Annotated in this window: 15 protein-coding genes and 1 other RNA gene; 10 read left to right on the plus strand and 6 right to left on the minus strand. The window is 68.0% G+C overall.

Features of this window, described 5'->3' with window-relative positions; translation table 11 throughout:
* Positions 1–14: 14 nt before the first annotated feature.
* Positions 15–866, minus strand: coding sequence for a helix-turn-helix domain-containing protein (locus tag GV790_RS01665; RefSeq protein ID WP_163809652.1), 852 nt, complete (start codon positions 864–866; stop codon positions 15–17).
* A gap of 143 nt (positions 867–1,009) precedes the next feature.
* Here GV790_RS01665 and GV790_RS01670 point away from each other — a divergent pair, with 143 nt between their 5' ends.
* Together GV790_RS01670 and hisN are read left to right on the plus strand one after the other, a co-directional pair.
* Positions 1,010–1,600: an NADPH-dependent FMN reductase gene (locus GV790_RS01670; protein ID WP_163809654.1), complete on the plus strand. Its 591-nt coding sequence runs from the start codon at positions 1,010–1,012 to the stop codon at positions 1,598–1,600.
* A 160-nt stretch (positions 1,601–1,760) separates the two neighbouring features.
* Positions 1,761–2,546, plus strand: a complete 786-nt coding sequence (hisN, locus tag GV790_RS01675) for a histidinol-phosphatase (protein ID WP_163809657.1) — start codon at positions 1,761–1,763, stop codon at positions 2,544–2,546.
* Position 2,547: 1 nt separating this feature from the next.
* Here the strand turns inward: hisN and GV790_RS01680 are convergent, their stop codons facing one another.
* The gene (locus GV790_RS01680; RefSeq protein WP_163809659.1) at positions 2,548–3,066 is read right to left on the minus strand and encodes a GNAT family N-acetyltransferase; all 519 of its coding nucleotides are present in this window, start codon (positions 3,064–3,066) and stop codon (positions 2,548–2,550) included.
* A 22-nt stretch (positions 3,067–3,088) separates the two neighbouring features.
* Positions 3,089–4,060, minus strand: a complete 972-nt coding sequence (locus tag GV790_RS01685; protein ID WP_163809661.1) for an SMP-30/gluconolactonase/LRE family protein — start codon at positions 4,058–4,060, stop codon at positions 3,089–3,091.
* Positions 4,061–4,335: 275 nt separating this feature from the next.
* Here GV790_RS01685 and recQ point away from each other — a divergent pair, with 275 nt between their 5' ends.
* The 7 genes from recQ (at position 4,336) to ssrA (ending at position 11,311) form a co-directional block, all read left to right on the plus strand.
* Positions 4,336–6,207, plus strand: a complete 1,872-nt coding sequence (recQ, locus tag GV790_RS01690) for a DNA helicase RecQ (protein ID WP_163809663.1) — start codon at positions 4,336–4,338, stop codon at positions 6,205–6,207.
* 135 nt (positions 6,208–6,342) lie between these two features.
* A complete protein-coding gene (locus GV790_RS01695) occupies positions 6,343–7,476 on the plus strand; it encodes a metallophosphoesterase (protein WP_163809665.1) in 1,134 nt (377 codons plus the stop codon).
* 173 nt (positions 7,477–7,649) lie between these two features.
* Complete coding sequence (locus GV790_RS01700) at positions 7,650–7,886, plus strand: hypothetical protein (RefSeq protein ID WP_163809667.1); 237 nt, start codon at positions 7,650–7,652, stop codon at positions 7,884–7,886.
* 207 nt (positions 7,887–8,093) lie between these two features.
* On the plus strand, positions 8,094–8,600 hold the full coding sequence (locus GV790_RS01705; protein WP_228806357.1) for a MarR family winged helix-turn-helix transcriptional regulator: 507 nt from the start codon (positions 8,094–8,096) through the stop codon (positions 8,598–8,600).
* Positions 8,601–8,655: 55 nt separating this feature from the next.
* Entirely contained in the window at positions 8,656–10,251 is a 1,596-nt protein-coding gene (locus GV790_RS01710; protein WP_175585779.1) for an MDR family MFS transporter, read from the plus strand.
* 132 nt (positions 10,252–10,383) lie between these two features.
* Positions 10,384–10,860 (plus strand): SsrA-binding protein SmpB, encoded by a 477-nt coding sequence (gene smpB / locus GV790_RS01715; RefSeq protein WP_163809669.1) that lies wholly within the window; start codon positions 10,384–10,386, stop codon positions 10,858–10,860.
* An 83-nt stretch (positions 10,861–10,943) separates the two neighbouring features.
* Positions 10,944–11,311, plus strand: a transfer-messenger RNA (tmRNA) gene (gene ssrA, locus GV790_RS01720).
* Between the two features lie 317 nt (positions 11,312–11,628).
* On the opposite strand, the gene GV790_RS01725 is transcribed toward ssrA, so the two are convergent.
* From GV790_RS01725 to GV790_RS01735, 3 genes are all read right to left on the minus strand, one after another.
* A complete protein-coding gene (locus tag GV790_RS01725) occupies positions 11,629–12,798 on the minus strand; it encodes a serine hydrolase domain-containing protein (protein WP_163809671.1) in 1,170 nt (389 codons plus the stop codon).
* A gap of 162 nt (positions 12,799–12,960) precedes the next feature.
* Positions 12,961–13,662: a DUF899 domain-containing protein gene (locus GV790_RS01730; protein WP_163809673.1), complete on the minus strand. Its 702-nt coding sequence runs from the start codon at positions 13,660–13,662 to the stop codon at positions 12,961–12,963.
* A gap of 174 nt (positions 13,663–13,836) precedes the next feature.
* Positions 13,837–14,613, minus strand: coding sequence for an SDR family oxidoreductase (locus tag GV790_RS01735; RefSeq protein ID WP_163809675.1), 777 nt, complete (start codon positions 14,611–14,613; stop codon positions 13,837–13,839).
* A gap of 108 nt (positions 14,614–14,721) precedes the next feature.
* On the opposite strand from GV790_RS01735, the gene GV790_RS01740 reads away from it, so the two are divergent.
* Positions 14,722–15,333, plus strand: coding sequence for a TetR family transcriptional regulator (locus GV790_RS01740; RefSeq protein ID WP_163809677.1), 612 nt, complete (start codon positions 14,722–14,724; stop codon positions 15,331–15,333).
* Positions 15,334–15,341: the final 8 nt, after the last annotated feature.

Consider the following 15,341-nt stretch of genomic DNA (forward strand, 5'->3'; position numbering starts at 1 on the left):
AACCGCAGGGCAGGCTATCCGGAGACGGCGCGCAACGCGCCGGGGCGGCGACCGTTGAGGGCGTCGAGCGCGGCGGCGGTGGCCTCGTCGGCGGGCAGGTAGACGATGAGCTGCTGATCGTCGTCGGCGGGCAGATCGAGGGTTTCGTAGGCCATCCGCAGCCCGCCCACCTCGGGATGCTGCATACGCGTGATGCCGGTGACCGGTGGCAGGTTCGGCACGGTGTCGACGCGGTCGGTGAAGGCGGCCCCCGCGGTGATGGTGAGGCGGTCGGCGAGGGCGTCGATGTGCGGATCCGCGCGGAACGGGCCCTGCTTGAGGGCGGCGACGAGGTAGTCGGCGACCCGATCCCAGTCCGGGAAGAACTGCTTGGCGCGCGGATCGGTGAAGGCGTAACCGGCCAGATCGGGCAGTTCCTCGTCGAGCTGGCCGGAGGCACGCATCAGGGTGCGATAGCCCTCGGTGCAGGCCAGGATCTCGGTGAGCCGGTTGACCACGATCGCCGCGGTGGGTTCCAGCTGGTCGAGGATGGTGCGCACGGACGCCCGCACCTCTCGGTTGGGCTGAGCGCCGCCCATGCAGGTGAATCCGGAATCCGCCTTGGTGAGCCGATAGAGATGGACTCGCTCGCTCGCGGTGAGGCGCAGGACGTCGGCCAGCGCCGACAGCACCGGCGGTGACGGATTGCGGTCGCGGCCCTGCTCGAGGCGGGTGAGGTATTCGACGCTCACGCCCGCCAGCGTCGCCAGCTCCGAACGGCGCAGCCCAGGGGTGCGCCGACGCGGCCCGCTCGGCAGCCCGACCTCCGCGGGAGTGACCGCCTCGCGCCGGGTGCGCAGGAACAGGCCCATCTCATTGGTGCTCACCCACTCACCGTAACCACCTTCCCGGCGCTGAGAGTGGCCCTCGCACTACCACCCTCGGCGCGGTCTTCATCGGGCTTCCGATAGCGGCCAGAGTGATGAACGAGCGACCGCCACGGTCGCACCTCGATCCGAAGGAGAACGGCATGACCACGCCACTGAAGCTCGCGGTGATCATCGGCAGCGTCCGGGACGGACGGTTCGGCCCGGTGGTGGCCGGCTGGTTCGCCGACCAGGCCCGCGCGCACGGCGGCTACGACGTCGACGTCATCGATCTGGCCGACTACGACATCCCGCTCGAACTGCCCGCCGTCCCGCCCGCCATGAACCCCGACCCCGACCGGCCCGCCGGAATGACGGCATTGACCGAGCGGTTGTCGGCGGCCGACGCCTACGTCATCGTCACGCCCGACTACAACCGCAGCTTCCCCGCCTCGCTCAAGGCGGCCATCGATTGGCACTTCACGCAATGGCAGGGCAAGACCATCGGGTTCGTCGGCTACAGCGGAGCCAGCGGCGGGCTGCTGGCCATCGAAGGGCTGCGGCAGGTGTTCAACGAGCTCGACGCGCACACGCTGCGCGAATACGTGTCGTTCCCGCGGTACTACCTGCTCTTCGACGAGAACGGGCAGCTGCGGGACCCGGAGGAGCCGGCCGGGGCGGCGCGCACGATGCTGGACCGGCTGCACTGGTGGGCGTCGGCGTTGACGGCGGCCCGGTCGGTTCCGGTGGGCTGATCGCACTGGTTCTGTGTCAGGGCGTCGAAGAGGTCGCCGGTCGGACGACGTGGGCCGGCCGCCCGGCGGCACGAGCCCGCAGTGATCGTTGGCCTGTGCACAAGCTGCGCGAGACGGTGACAGTGCTGGGCAGCGGCAGAGGACCGGATAAGGTTCGGAGGTGGCTGCGCACACTTCCGATCTCGAACTCGCCCTGCGGCTCGCCGATGCCGCCGATGCGATCACCAAGGAACGTTTCGGGGCGCTCGACCTGAAGGTGGACGCCAAACCGGATCTGACGCCGGTGTCGGATGCGGATCTCGCGGTGGAACGGGAAATCCGGCGGATCCTCGAGCATGAGCGGCCGCAGGATTCGGTGCTCGGCGAGGAGTTCGGCGGTGACGCCGAATTCGCGGGCCGCCAGTGGGTGATCGATCCGATCGACGGCACCAAGAACTTCGTGCGCCGCGTTCCGGTGTGGGCGACGCTCATCGCGCTGCTCGAGGACGGCGTACCGGTGGTCGGCGTGGTGAGCGCACCGGCGCTGGCCCGCCGCTGGTGGGCGGCCGCGGGTTCCGGCGCCTGGTCGAGTTTCCATCCGGGCGCGCCGAAACCGATCACCGTCTCCGCCGTCGCCGATCTCGACAACGCCAGCCTGGCCTTCTCCAGCCTGTCCGGCTGGCGCGACCGCGGTGTGCGCGAGAAGTTCATCGACTTCACCGATGAGGTGTGGCGGGTGCGCGGCTACGGCGATTTCCTCAACTATTGCCTGGTCGCCGAGGGTGCGGTGGATATCGCCACCGAACCCGAGGTCTCCCTGTGGGATCTGGCGGCCCTCGACATCCTGGTCCGTGAGGCCGGCGGCTCCTTCACCTCGCTCAACGGTGCTCCTGGCCCGCACGGCGGCGATGCGGTCGCCACCAATGGCCTTCTGCACCAGGCCGTCCTCGACCGCCTCGCGCCCTGAGCTACCCGCGGCCGAGCTGCTTCTCCAGCAGCACGATTCGCTCGCAGCCGTGGAAACGGGCAGGCAATGGGGCCGTGCCCACCTCGGCGAAGCCCTGCCCGGCATAGAACGCCCGCAACACCGAATTGTTCTCGGCGGTATCGAGCCGCTGCACCGACAGCCCGCGAGCCAGCGTGCGTTCGGCACAGAAGTCCAGTACCCGCCCGCCCAGCTGTTCGCCACGGTGTGCCGGAGCGACCATGAGCCCGTGCACGTACCCGGCCTCGGCGTCGGACTCGCCCCAGAATTCGGGATCGCGCCAGATCAGTCGCACGGTGGCGATGAGCGCTCCGGCGTCCGCGCGCCAGACGAACCATTCGCCGCGGGCGATCTCGGCGGCGACCGCCTCGGGTGGATACTCGCCCGGTTTCCACTGCTGGATGTCGTTGGCGAGCATCCAGTGCGCGAGTTCGTCGCGGAGCTCTGCGATGTCGGTGGCATCCGCCGCCGTGGCGGGAAGCATCGGTGCGGGTCTGTTCATGCGACTACCAGCCATGGGACGACTATCGCCTGGTCGCGTCGGCAGGGGTGAGGTCGATGCCCGCGGGCGGGCGCAGGCGGCGCAGGGTGCCGTCCATGCTGGTGATGAACAGGGACCAGGAATCCCCATCGCGCGCTATGCGGACCGACGTGGTGCCGTCGGGAGGGATGCGGACCGGGTCGGGGCGTTTGATGAGGCCGGAAATGATCGCGCAGCTCGCGCCGGTAGCGGTGTCGACGCGGTAGATCGCGCCCGCGATGTGGTCGGCGACGAAGAGATCGCCGTCGCGGGTGGCCTCCATATCGTCGGGTAGGGCGAACAGTTCGGGTGGGCCTGAGACGACGGTGGGGGAGTTGGGGGCGTCGAGCGGGATGCGGAAGATACGCATGGTCAGGTTGTCGGTGTAGATCGACCGCCCATCGGCGGCCAGCGCCAGCCCATTGGTCAACGGCAGGTTCGACCAGGTCTCGGTGTATTCGCCGGTGGACGGCCGATAGCGGGCGATCCCGGTGGGCGCTCGCTGCATTCCCAGGGTGCTGAACAGGAGATCGCCATCGGGCAGCAGGAGCAGGCCGTTGGGCCCGTTCAAATCGGTGAGCAGGACCGTCGACGCGCCGGTGTCGATGTCGTAGCGCTGGAGCGTGCCCGGCGCCGCATCGATACCGTCGCCGGTGAGGAAGTACACCGATCGTCCGACCACCCGGACGCCCGCCGGCTTGTCGAGCCCGGTGATCAGCTTCTCGAACTTTCCGACCGCCGACACGTGGGCGAGGAACCCGTCGACGATGCCGGTGACGTAGAAGCCGCCCGCACCGTCGGAGTCGAGGTTCTCCAGATTGCCGACACCCTCGACGACCGTGGTGGCTTCCCACCCGTCCCCGCACATCGCCGGAAACGGCTGCGCGTGCGCGGGCCCGGCCGTGGCCAGGCCGGCCGCGACCGTCACCGCGAGCAGCGCCGCCCAGGCGCGCGCCCTCGCCATCCCGAATGCCATGCCGGACAACCTAACAGCCGTCTTCGGCGGTTGCCCGTCGTTGAACGTGACCGCCGCACTGTCGGGCTCGCGGATGTCCACCGCGGCAAATCGGTGGTCCGGAAAGGTAGGACCTGGGCACAGGCCGAGCCGGGACCGCCGGCTACCCGGCGTTCGCCGTCTCGGGGCGTTCCGTCGAGCGACGAGTTGTCCACATGTGCGCAACATCGGATGCCGCCCAGGTCGCCCTCGCACACGACCTTCGGCTGTCGCCGTGGCCTCGTAGGATGGGCCGCGTGGAAACACCCGACGCCCTCACCGCCGCACACCGCATCGTCACCGATGCCGAACCCGATGCGGCACAACAGGTTCTACGTCGGGTGTTCGGATACGACAGCTTCCGTGGCGACCAGGGCGCGATCGTCGACCATGTGGTGGCGGGCGGTGATGCGCTGGTTCTCATGCCCACCGGTGGCGGCAAATCGCTGTGCTATCAGGTTCCCGCGCTGGTGCGGCCCGGCGTCGGTGTGGTGGTGTCGCCGCTGATCGCGCTGATGCAGGACCAGGTCGACGCGCTCAGCGCGCTCGGCGTGCGCGCCGGGTTCCTCAACTCGACACAGAATCCGGACGAGCGCCGGATGGTCGAGGCCCAGTACGTGGCGGGCGAGCTGGACCTGTTGTACCTGGCGCCGGAGCGGCTGCGCCTGGAATCCACGGCCAGGCTGCTCGAACGCGGCAAGATCGCACTGTTCGCGATCGACGAGGCCCATTGCGTCTCGCAGTGGGGCCACGACTTCCGGCCCGACTACCTGGCACTTTCGCTGCTGCACGAACGCTGGCCCGACGTTCCCCGGATCGCGCTCACCGCCACGGCCACCGAGAAGACCCGCGACGAGATCATCGAGCGTCTCGACCTCGGCGGCGCCCGCCGGTTCGTGGCCAGCTTCGACCGGCCCAACATCCAGTACCGGATCGAACCGAAGAACCGCCCGGAACGTCAGCTCCTCGATTTCATCCGCGCCGAACACGCCGGTGACGCGGGCATCGTCTACTGCCTGTCGCGCAATTCGGTGGAGAAGACCGCCGCCTTCCTCACCGAGAACGGCATCAGGGCCGTGCCGTATCACGCGGGCTTGGACAATCGCACCCGCGCCGAGAATCAATCACGGTTCCTGCGGGAAGACGGGCTCGTTGTGGTCGCGACCATTGCCTTCGGGATGGGGATCGACAAGCCCGACGTGAGGTTCGTCGCCCATCTCGATCTGCCCAAATCGGTGGAGGGCTACTACCAGGAAACCGGAAGGGCCGGCCGCGATGGCCTGGCGTCCACCGCGTGGATGGTCTACGGGCTCAACGATGTGGTGCAGCAGCGCAAGCTCATCGACGCCTCGGACGGTGACGCGGCGCACCGCAGGCAGCTCCAGCTGCACCTGGACGCGATGCTGGCGCTGTGCGAGACGGTGAACTGCCGCCGCACCCAGCTGCTGGCGTATTTCGGCCAGCGCGGCGAACCGTGTGGCAACTGTGATACCTGCCTGAACCCGCCCGAATCCTGGGACGGCACGGTCGCGGCGCAGAAGCTGCTATCGGCTGTGCTGCGGCTGAAACGCGAGCGTGGGCAGAGCTTCGGCGCGGGGCATCTGATCGACATTCTGCTCGGCAAGAAGAACCCCAAGGTGCTCCAGCACGACCATCACGAACTCACGGTCTTCGGCGTCGGCACCGACCTGCGCGATACCGAGTGGCGAGGGGTGGTGCGGCAATGCCTGGCGCAGGGTCTGCTCGCGGTGCACGGCGAATACGGCGTGCTCACCCTCACCGAAGCCGGAAACGCGGTGCTGTTCGACGGGCAGAAGGTGATGCTGCGCCGCGAACCCGAACGGCCCGCCCCCACCCGCGCCGCGCGCGCGGCGAAATCCGCGAAGAACCCGCCGGTCGACCTCGCACCCGAGGATCTCGCGCTGTTCGAGAAGCTGCGCGAATGGCGTGCGGCGACGGCCAAGGAGCAGGGCGTTCCGGCCTACGTCGTCTTCCACGACGCCACCCTGCGCGATATCGCCGCCCGCAAACCGGCCGACCTGTCCGGGCTCGGCGCCGTCGGGGGAGTGGGTGAGAACAAGCTGGCCAAGTACGGCGAGCAGGTACTCGAGGTCTTGGCCGCGCACTGATCGCATGGCCTGCGACCGAACAGGCGGCCGACGGGATGTGAAATCTCGACCCCTCAGATCGACCGATCAGATCGTGTAGTTCAGGATGGCTGCGAAGCGTCAGGTGAGCATCCCGGCAAGTGGACGGAGGCAGGCATGAGCGGGTCGGAGCCCGGAGGTCGGAGCTTGCGTGGTCGCGCGGACCGTGGTGACGGCGCCTCCCGGATCGGCCGCCGTGAGCTGCTGACCGGTGCGGCTGCCGCGGCGGCCGGTCTGACGCTCGTCGGCCTCACGCCGGCACAGGCGATGCCGGTGGCCGAGGGCGTCGGCAAATTCCCCTTTCCTACCGGCGGCGACAGTGTCCGCGTGCTGGTCACCGGCGACGCGGGCACCGGCACCCGATCCCAGTGGGCGGTCGCCGACGCCATCCGGGCGCTTCATCGGCGGGAGCCCTTCGCCATGGCGCTCGGCCTCGGCGACAACATCTACGAAAGTGGCCCGAACAGCAACGAGGATCCTCAGTTCGCGGCGAAGTTCGAAGATCCCAACGCCGGCCTTGATTTTCCGTGGGCGATGGTGCTGGGCAATCACGACACCAGCTCGGTCTTTCCCGGCGACGGCGGATGGCTGCTGCGCGGCGACCATGAGGTCCGCTATCACGCGCACTCGCCGCGCTGGTGGATGCCGAGCCGCTATTACTCGGTGCGGGTCCCCGAACGCAACCCGGTCGTCGAGTTCTTCGTGCTCGATCTCAACCCGCTCGCGGCCTATCTGCCACCGCTGTTCACCCCGTACTGGGCAGTCGACGGCCAGTTCATGAACGAGCAGCGCGCCTGGCTCGATCGTGCCATCGCCGAGTCCCCGGCCACCTGGAAGATCGCCTGCACCCACCACCCGTATCTGAACAACGGACCGCACGGTGACGCCGGTCGGTACGAAGGACTGCCGGTCGAGCCGATCAACGGTGTGCATGTGAAGCGGTTCTTCGACGATCACGTCAACGGACGCTGCCATCTGATCCTGTCCGGCCACGATCATTCATTGCAGGTCCTGGAGCAGCAGCCCGAGATGAAGGGCACTCGTCAGATCGTCTCCGGTGCCGCTGCGAAGACCGTCGGCGCCCAGCCGAGGGTGCTGCCCGATACCGCTCACGGCGCCCAGTTCCAGAGCTTCCACCAGCTCGGATTCATGGTCATGGAGCTGGCGCCCGGCGCGATCGAACTGCGGGTACATACGGTGGACCCGGCCTCCGGAACGTCCACCGAGGAATTCCGTCGCCGGATCGCCTGATCGACCGCCGCATCGCGTGGCGGGGCGACAGTCGCCCCGCTCGATGAGTCCGGCCGAGGCGGAATGCGGCGTCTGGCCGCTGGATGCCGCGCAACTCGGGCTGCGCCCGGTCGGACGCGCCGCCGGCGGCCCGAATTCCGGCGTGCTGCGACGCGGCGGGTTACCGTCACGCCATGGCATCCGGTGACGGCTCCGAAAACGGAGAGGTGTCGGGCGGCTCGTCGAACTCCGAGGCGCCCGATCCGAGCCCCGCGCGCGAGCATCGAGCAGACCCGGTCGTCGAGACCGTCTGGTTGAGCCGCCGCCGAGCCCAACCACGGCATCCGGGCCGGCCCCGCCTCTCCACCATCGCGCTGACGCTGCTGTTCATCGCCCTGCTCATGCTCTATGTGGTGCTGCGCCCGAACTGACGGCTGACCCGCACGGGCAGACGCACCCGAGCGCCCCGCGAGCGCGCACAATCACGCACAGGTCCCCATCGACACTCGTGTCCAGCGGGCGCCTCGCACATTGCGGCGCCCTCCATCAGCCTGCGCTGTGATCCATCCGACCACAAACTAGTTGATTAGCGAAAGCAACCAATATATAGTTGCTTACCGCAAGCAATCATTCTCGGTTTGGAGACCGGCATGGCAGTGTCACGCGATACCGCCCAGGATCTGACCAGGGAGCTCTATCTCATGGGCCGCGCGATCCGCGTAGCCATCGCCCACCCGGAAGAAGGTCAGCTCCTTCCCGGTGGCATCGGCGTCCTGGTGGTGCTGGAGGGAGCAGGGCTCATTCGTCAGGTCGACCTCGCATCGCACCTGTGCATCAGCCCCTCGGCGCTCAGCCGGCACGTCACCGACCTGGTCGCGGAAGGCTATGTCATCAGGCAGGCCGATCCGCACGACGGTCGCGCGACGCTGCTGCAGGTCACCGACGCCGGTCGCGACCTGTTGCGGCGCATCCGGATCTCCCGGGCCAAGCGCATGCAGGAGGCGCTCGCCGACTGGGACGAAGACGAGGCCGCACAGGCCTGCGTCGCCATCGAGAAACTCAGAAACGCACTGGTCGCGCGCGTCCAACACACCATGACCGCCGATCGGCCGGTTCAGCTAGAAAGTCAGGGAGTAGATGTCTAGTCAACACAACGGGGTGGCTTCCGCCGAGGCGGTGACACAGCGAGACCCCTACGCGATGACCCATCGCGAAGTACTGGAAGCGATGACCGGCCTGCTGGCCGCGCTGTTCACGGCACTGCTCAGCACCACGATCGTGGCCACCGCCCTGCCCACCATCATCGGCGATCTCCAGGGTTCCCAGACCGCCTACGCCTGGGTGATCACCGCCGCACTGCTGGCCACCGCCGCCTCCACCCCGATCTGGGGCAAGCTCGCCGACCTGTTCAACAAGAAGACGCTGGTCCAGATCTCCATCGTCATCTTCGTGGCCGGTTCGGTGCTCGCCGGCTTCGCCCACAACGTCGATCTGCTGCTCGCCGCGCGCGTCGTCCAGGGCATCGGCATGGGTGGTCTGACCGCGTTGGTGCAGGCCATCATCGGCAGCATCGTCGCGCCCCGCGAACGCGGCCGCTACTCCGGCTACATGGGTGCGGTCATGGCCGTGTCGATGTCGGGCGGCCCCATCCTCGGCGGCGTGATCGTCGACAGCCCGCTCGGCTGGCGCTGGTGCTTCTTCGTCTGCGTGCCGCTGGCCGTGATCGCACTCGTACTGCTGCACCGCACCCTGCGCCTGCCCACCGAGCGCAAGGACGATGTGTCCATCGACTGGCTCGGCGCCGTCCTGCTGACCGCGGGCGTGTCCATCCTGCTGATCTGGGTCTCCTTCGCGGGTAAGGCCGGCTACTACGAGTGGGTGTCGCGGGAATCGGCGATCTACGTCGGCGCAGGCGTGCTCCTGCTGGCCGCCACCATCTGGGTCGAGTCCAAGGCGAAGTCGCCGATCATCCCGCTGCCGATCGTCACCGAACGCACCACCGGCCTGGCCATCATCGCCTCCATCGCCGTCGGTGTCGGCATGTTCGGCGCGACCACCTTCCTCGGTCAGTACTTCCAGACCGCGCGCGGCTACTCGCCGACCGTGGCGGGCATGCTGACCATCCCGATGGTCGCGGGCATGCTCATCGCTTCGGTCGGCTCCGGGCAACTGATCACCCGGTTCGGCAAGTGGAAGGGCTTCGTCGTCGGCGGTGCGCTGGTGCTGGTCGCGGGGTTCGCGCTGCTGTCGACCCTCGACCACGCGACGAACCTGTGGCTGGTCGCGGTCTACATCACCGTTGTCGGCCTCGGCGTCGGCAGCCTGATGCAGAACCTGGTGCTCGCCGTGCAGAACACCGTCAGCGTGCACAACATCGGTGCCGCGTCGAGCGCGGTGGCCTTCTTCCGCACCTTCGGTGGTGCGATCGGGGTGTCGGTGCTCGGTTCGGTGCTCGCCACCAGGGTGAGCGATCTGTCGGCCGAAGGGTTCGCCAAGCTCGGCATCCACCCGTCGTCCTCGGGCGGCAGCAACCTCGATATCGGCGCGCTGCCCGGACCGATCGCCACGATCGTGCGCACCGCCTACGGTGACGCGACCGGCCGCATCTTCCTGATCGCGGCGTTCGCCACCGTGGTCGCGCTGCTCGCGACCCTGCTGCTGCCGAACCGTCCGCTGCGGACCACGATCGACATCGATCCCGCGCTGGATCCGATGCGCGATACGCACAACGGCGAATCCGACCCGGCCGAGCTGCTCGATCCGGTGCAGCAACCCGAGCGCGTGCTGCAGAAGTAACGTCCACCTGCTCGCCCGGCAGGTACCGGAACATCCGGTACCTACCGGGCTCATGCGCGGGCAGGGCCGTAACGACCTGGGAATAATCCGGTTGCGCCGCCGCTTTAAGGTTGTCGTCATGGAGGAGCCGTCATGAAGGAAAAGGGGCGCAAGGTCATCGCGACCAACCGCAAAGCGCGGCACAACTACACCATCCTCGACGTCTACGAGGCCGGGATCGCGCTGGTCGGCACCGAGGTCAAGAGCCTGCGCGAAGGCAAGGCCTCGCTGGTCGACGCCTTCGCCACGGTCGACAACGGCGAGGTGTGGTTGCGTGGCCTGCACATCCCGGAGTTCAGTCACGGCACCTGGACCAACCACTCGCCGCGGCGGGTGCGCAAGCTGCTGCTGCACAAGCGGGAGATCGAACGCCTCGTCGGTAAGTCCCGGGAGGGCAACCAGACCTTGGTGCCGCTGTCGATGTACTTCTCCGACGGCAAGGTGAAGGTCGAACTCGCCCTCGCGAAAGGCAAGCAGGACTACGACAAGCGTCAGGATCTGGCCCGCCGCACCGCGGAACGCGAGGTCACTCGTGAACTCGGCCGCCGGGTGAAGGGCATGAGCAGGTGAGCCCGATGACGGCCGGAAAATGGGAATGAATGCCGGTCGTCGAGGTGTTAACATGACTAGCCCGGCAAGGTGCCGGGACGTACGGGGCTGAACGGTTTCGACTGCGTACGTTGATTCAGGGGAAGCGTGTCGGTGCAGGCAAGAGACCACCGTAAGCGTCGTTGCAACCAATTAAGCGCCGATTCTCATCAGCGCGAGTACGCTCTCGCTGCCTAAGCGAAGCGTCTCTGTCGGCCCGGGATAAGCCCTCGGTCCCGGTGCCGGCATCAGCTAGAGGGCTCACCGTTCTACTCGGTCGCGGAGTAGGACGGGACATCTCACAGCGACTGGGATCGTCATCTCGGCTTGTTCGCGTGACCGAGAGATCCGAGCAGAGACACAGCGAACTGCACACGGAGAAGCCCTGAAGACGCGACGGAGGACCCGGGTTCGATTCCCGGCAGCTCCACCAAACGGAGGCGAGTGCTCGCGAAGAGCGCTCGCCTTTTTTGGTGGAGCTGGGTGTTTTGTGAGGCGAAGCCCCCACGCCCCGCCCGGCGGGCTTCGCCCCCGGACCCCCACCGGGGATTTCTGCCCGGTAAGGCTCGTCGCCGGGCCCTCTCCAGGGGTTTCCTGTCCGGTAAGGCTTCGCCGCCGGACTCCCGGCCCCTCTCGGGTTCGGATCCCGGGTGTCTGCGGCCTTGCTCGGGCCTCGCGCGACCCGCGACCGTACCGGGCGGTTCGTTCCGGTGACTGATGTACTCCGGGCACTCCAACGTTCGTTCCCGGTCAGAGGGCTGGTGGTGGGCGATCGGGGACCAGGAGGGTGCCGATCTGTCTGCCGGCGTCGACGGCGTTGTTGCGGGCGGCGTCGGATCTCGGTCCGAGCGTCACATAGGCGACGATGGTGGTGTCGGTGGTGGTGTCGTAGTAGGCGACGCCGTCGTAGCCGCCATAGGACGGGTTCATGAACAGCCAGTCGCCGAGGTGGACGACGCCGAACGCGAAGTACTTCTCGCGGGTGAGGGGGCCGACGCCGGCCGTCGACGGCTCCATCATCTGCCGGAACTGGTCGGCGGTGAGCAGTTCGCCGGTGCCGAGTGCCCGCACCCACCGGCCGATGTCGGCGACGGTCGAGGTCATGTTGCCGCTGTGCAGGAAGGCGGTCGGGTTCCAGAAGGTGGAGTCTTCGAAGATGTTCCGCTCGTTGGTGTAGCCGTGCAGGATCGGCCCCTCGATCTGCGGGGTGAGTACCACTCGGCTCGCACCCATGCCCAGGGGATCGAGGATGTGCTCGGCGATCAACTCGCCCAAGGGTTTGCCCGCCGCCTTCTGCAACACTTCACCGAGCACCACGAGGTCGCTGTGGGCGTACGCGAAGTCGGCGCCCGGTGCGAACAAGGGCGGTCTGGCATCGGCGCGGGCGAGCAGTTCGTCAGCCGTCCAGGTGCGGAAGGGGTTCTCGCCGAAAATCTTCAGGAATTCCGGCTCGGTCACATAGTCGGCGATGCCGGACGTGCTGTCGGCGAGCATGCGGGGGGTGATCGCGTCGGCACGCGGGAACTCGGGCATCCAGCGCGCGATGGGCTCGTCCAGCGACAGCACGCCCTGGCCGTCGAGCCGCCACAGCACCGTCGACAGCATCGGTTCCATCGGCTGGCCGACGCGCAGCCGCATGTCGGCGGCCGCGGGCACGCCCAGCGGTGAATCGCCGAGCGCGCCGAGGGCGAGCTGCTCATCGCCGCGCCACACACCGAACACCGCCGCGGTGAGATCCAGTTCGCCCATCGCATCGCGCATGAGCTCGGTGATCTTCGCGGTCTCCGGACCGTCCGCGCCGGCTGTGGTGTCCGAACCGGCATCCCGGTCCGTGCTACAGGCGCCGGCGACGAGGATGAGCACGATCGCGAGCACCGCCCACGGCTGGCGATGCCCCTCGTATCGGGTGGACTCGCTCATGACGGCGACCCTTCATGGAGGAAAACGGCCCGACCAGCGTCCTCGCAATCTACGCCGCCCACTCCCCGTTCGATAGAGCCGAACGAATCGGGTGCGGCAATGGTGCGGAAAAGGCGGCGGGGCGGCGGGCATCGGCCGTGGGCACACCGGTACCAGATCGCGTCACGTACTCATCGACGGATCCGGTTCGCCATACGCGGCGGCGATGTCTTCGGAGCCCATCCACCCGCTGTAGGCGGGTGATTGCGGCCAGCCCTCGGGCGAGTCCTGCCATTCTTCCTGCCTGCCGTAGGGGAGGAGGTCGATGAGCGCGAAGGTGTAGCCGAGTTGTTCGACGCCGCGGCCGTCGGTATGCCAGGTGCGGTAGACGGTGTCACCGTCGCGCAGGAAGACGTTCACCGCGAAGGCCGCGTTGGGTGGGGCGCCCACATCGGCGCCGAAGGAGCTGTCGGTGGTGGAGTACCAATCCATCTTGTTGCCGACCCGCCGCTTGTAGGCGAGCGCCTCATCGATCGGTCCCTGGGTGACGATCACGAAGCGGGCGTCGTAGTTGTCCAGGAACTTCAAGCGAGTGAACTGTGCGGTGAAGCTGGTGCAGCCGCCGCACTGCCATTGCTTGCCCGGGAACCACATGTGGCTGTAGACGATCAACTGCGACTTGCCCTCGAAAACGTCCACCAGCCGTATCGGCCCGTCCGCGCCCTCCAGCGTGTAATCCGGCATCCGCACCATCGGCAATCGCCGACGCTGCGCCGCGATCGCGTCGAGCTCCTTGGTCGCGGCCTTCTCCCGAGCACGCAGCGCGGCGAGTTCACGCTGCCAGGTCTCGGCGTCGACGATGGGCGGCAGTGCGGTCTTGCTCATGAGTTCCTCCCTGACGGGTCTACACATCCGGCTGTAGATGCAGACCCCGCCCGCCCGCCGAATTCATCGGTCGACGCGTTACCCGGTCGGAAAGCCAGGATGCCGACGTCCGGACCGGCCGGGCCGGGTGCAGCTGCCCTCGGCTCGGATGGTCATTCGGAAACTCCTTGCGCGCTACCAGGTCTGCTCGCCGCGCAGCACCGCATCCGCCCCACCGTCGACGAACACCACCTGGCCGGTGATGTGGGAGTTGGCCGGGGAGGTGAGGAAGTCGAGCAGGGGAGCGATCTGCTCGGGCCGGGCATGGCCGTGCAGCGGCATGGGGACGGCGCCGTCGATGGCTCGGCGGCCCTCTTCGGTGTCCAGCATGGGCTGGATCATCGGCGTCACGATGGTGCCGGGAGCGATGGCGTTCAGCGCGATCCCGGCGCCCGCCCAATCCGGTGTGATCGCTGTGCGCCGTACCCAACGGGCGATCGCGGCCTTCGACGACGCATAGATCTGCGCGCCGTCACCGCGTTCGATCGCCGCCTCGGCGGCCTTCACGGCTGCTTGCTCGTCACCTGCCAGCGCGGCGTCGACGGTCTCGGCGTCGGTGGGATGCAGCGAAGCCACCGACGAGATCACGACGGCCCGGGGATCGGTGCCTGCTGCCAGCAGCGGGCGCAGCCCGGCCAGGGTCGCGACCGCGCCGAAGTAGTTGACCCGGATGGTCAACGGGTCGAACAGCGCCACTCCCGCGCACGCGATCACACCGTCGAGCCGGCCGTCGGTCATCTCTCGTGCGCGGGCGACGAGATCACTGCGACCCGCGTCGGTGGCGAGGTCGACGGTGATGTCGGCCCCGCGCAGATCCGCGCCGATCACGCGGATCCCGCGAGCGCGCAGGTAGTCGCTGGTCGCGGCGCCGATGCCGGAGGCGCTGCCGGTAATCAGGAAAGTGCGGGGCATACGCTGCCCTTTCGTGGCGAGGTGAGTGCGCACGCTGTGCGCATCTGTGACAGAACGCCAGTTTGTGCCACAGTGCTAATGTGTGTCAAGACACATCGAGGAGGACATGTGATCGACAAGGAGCTGTCGCTGACGGACCGGCGACGGCAGGCGGTCCGGCTGGATATCGCGGCGGCTGCGTCCAGGCTGTTCCTCGATCGCGGGTTCGACGCGACGTCCGTCGACGACATCGCACGCTCGGCCGGGATCTCGGTGCGGACCTTCTACCGGCATTGTGAGGCCAAGGAGGACACCCTCACCCCGATCGTCGTCGCCGGTATCCGCGACTTCGTCGGCTACCTGGCCGCACGGCCGGCGCACGAGCCGGTGGAAACCGCTGTGCACGAGGCATTCGTCGAGGCGTTCCGCCGCGATCGGTACGCCCACATCGTGCCGACCCGTGACCTTTTCGTCCTGCTCACCTCGGTGCCGGGCATCCGCGCGCGGTGGATGGTCGCGGCCAACGATCTCGCCGACGAGCTGCGTCCCGTCATCGGTGAGCGCGCTGGGTTGGCTCCGCGGAGCCTGGAAGCCCGGTTGCTGTCACACACCTTGATCGGCGCTCTGACGGTGGCGTTGGAGCACTGGGTCACCTGCGATCCGGACGATCCGTCGGGCCCGGTGGACGCCCCGAGCGTGGCGGCTTCGGCGTTGTCGGTGATCCGGTTCGAACGGTCATGAGCCGCCCG

It is taken from the genome of Nocardia cyriacigeorgica (assembly GCF_010858045.1).
In the GTDB taxonomy this organism is placed as follows: Bacteria; Actinomycetota; Actinomycetes; order Mycobacteriales; family Mycobacteriaceae; genus Nocardia; species Nocardia cyriacigeorgica_E.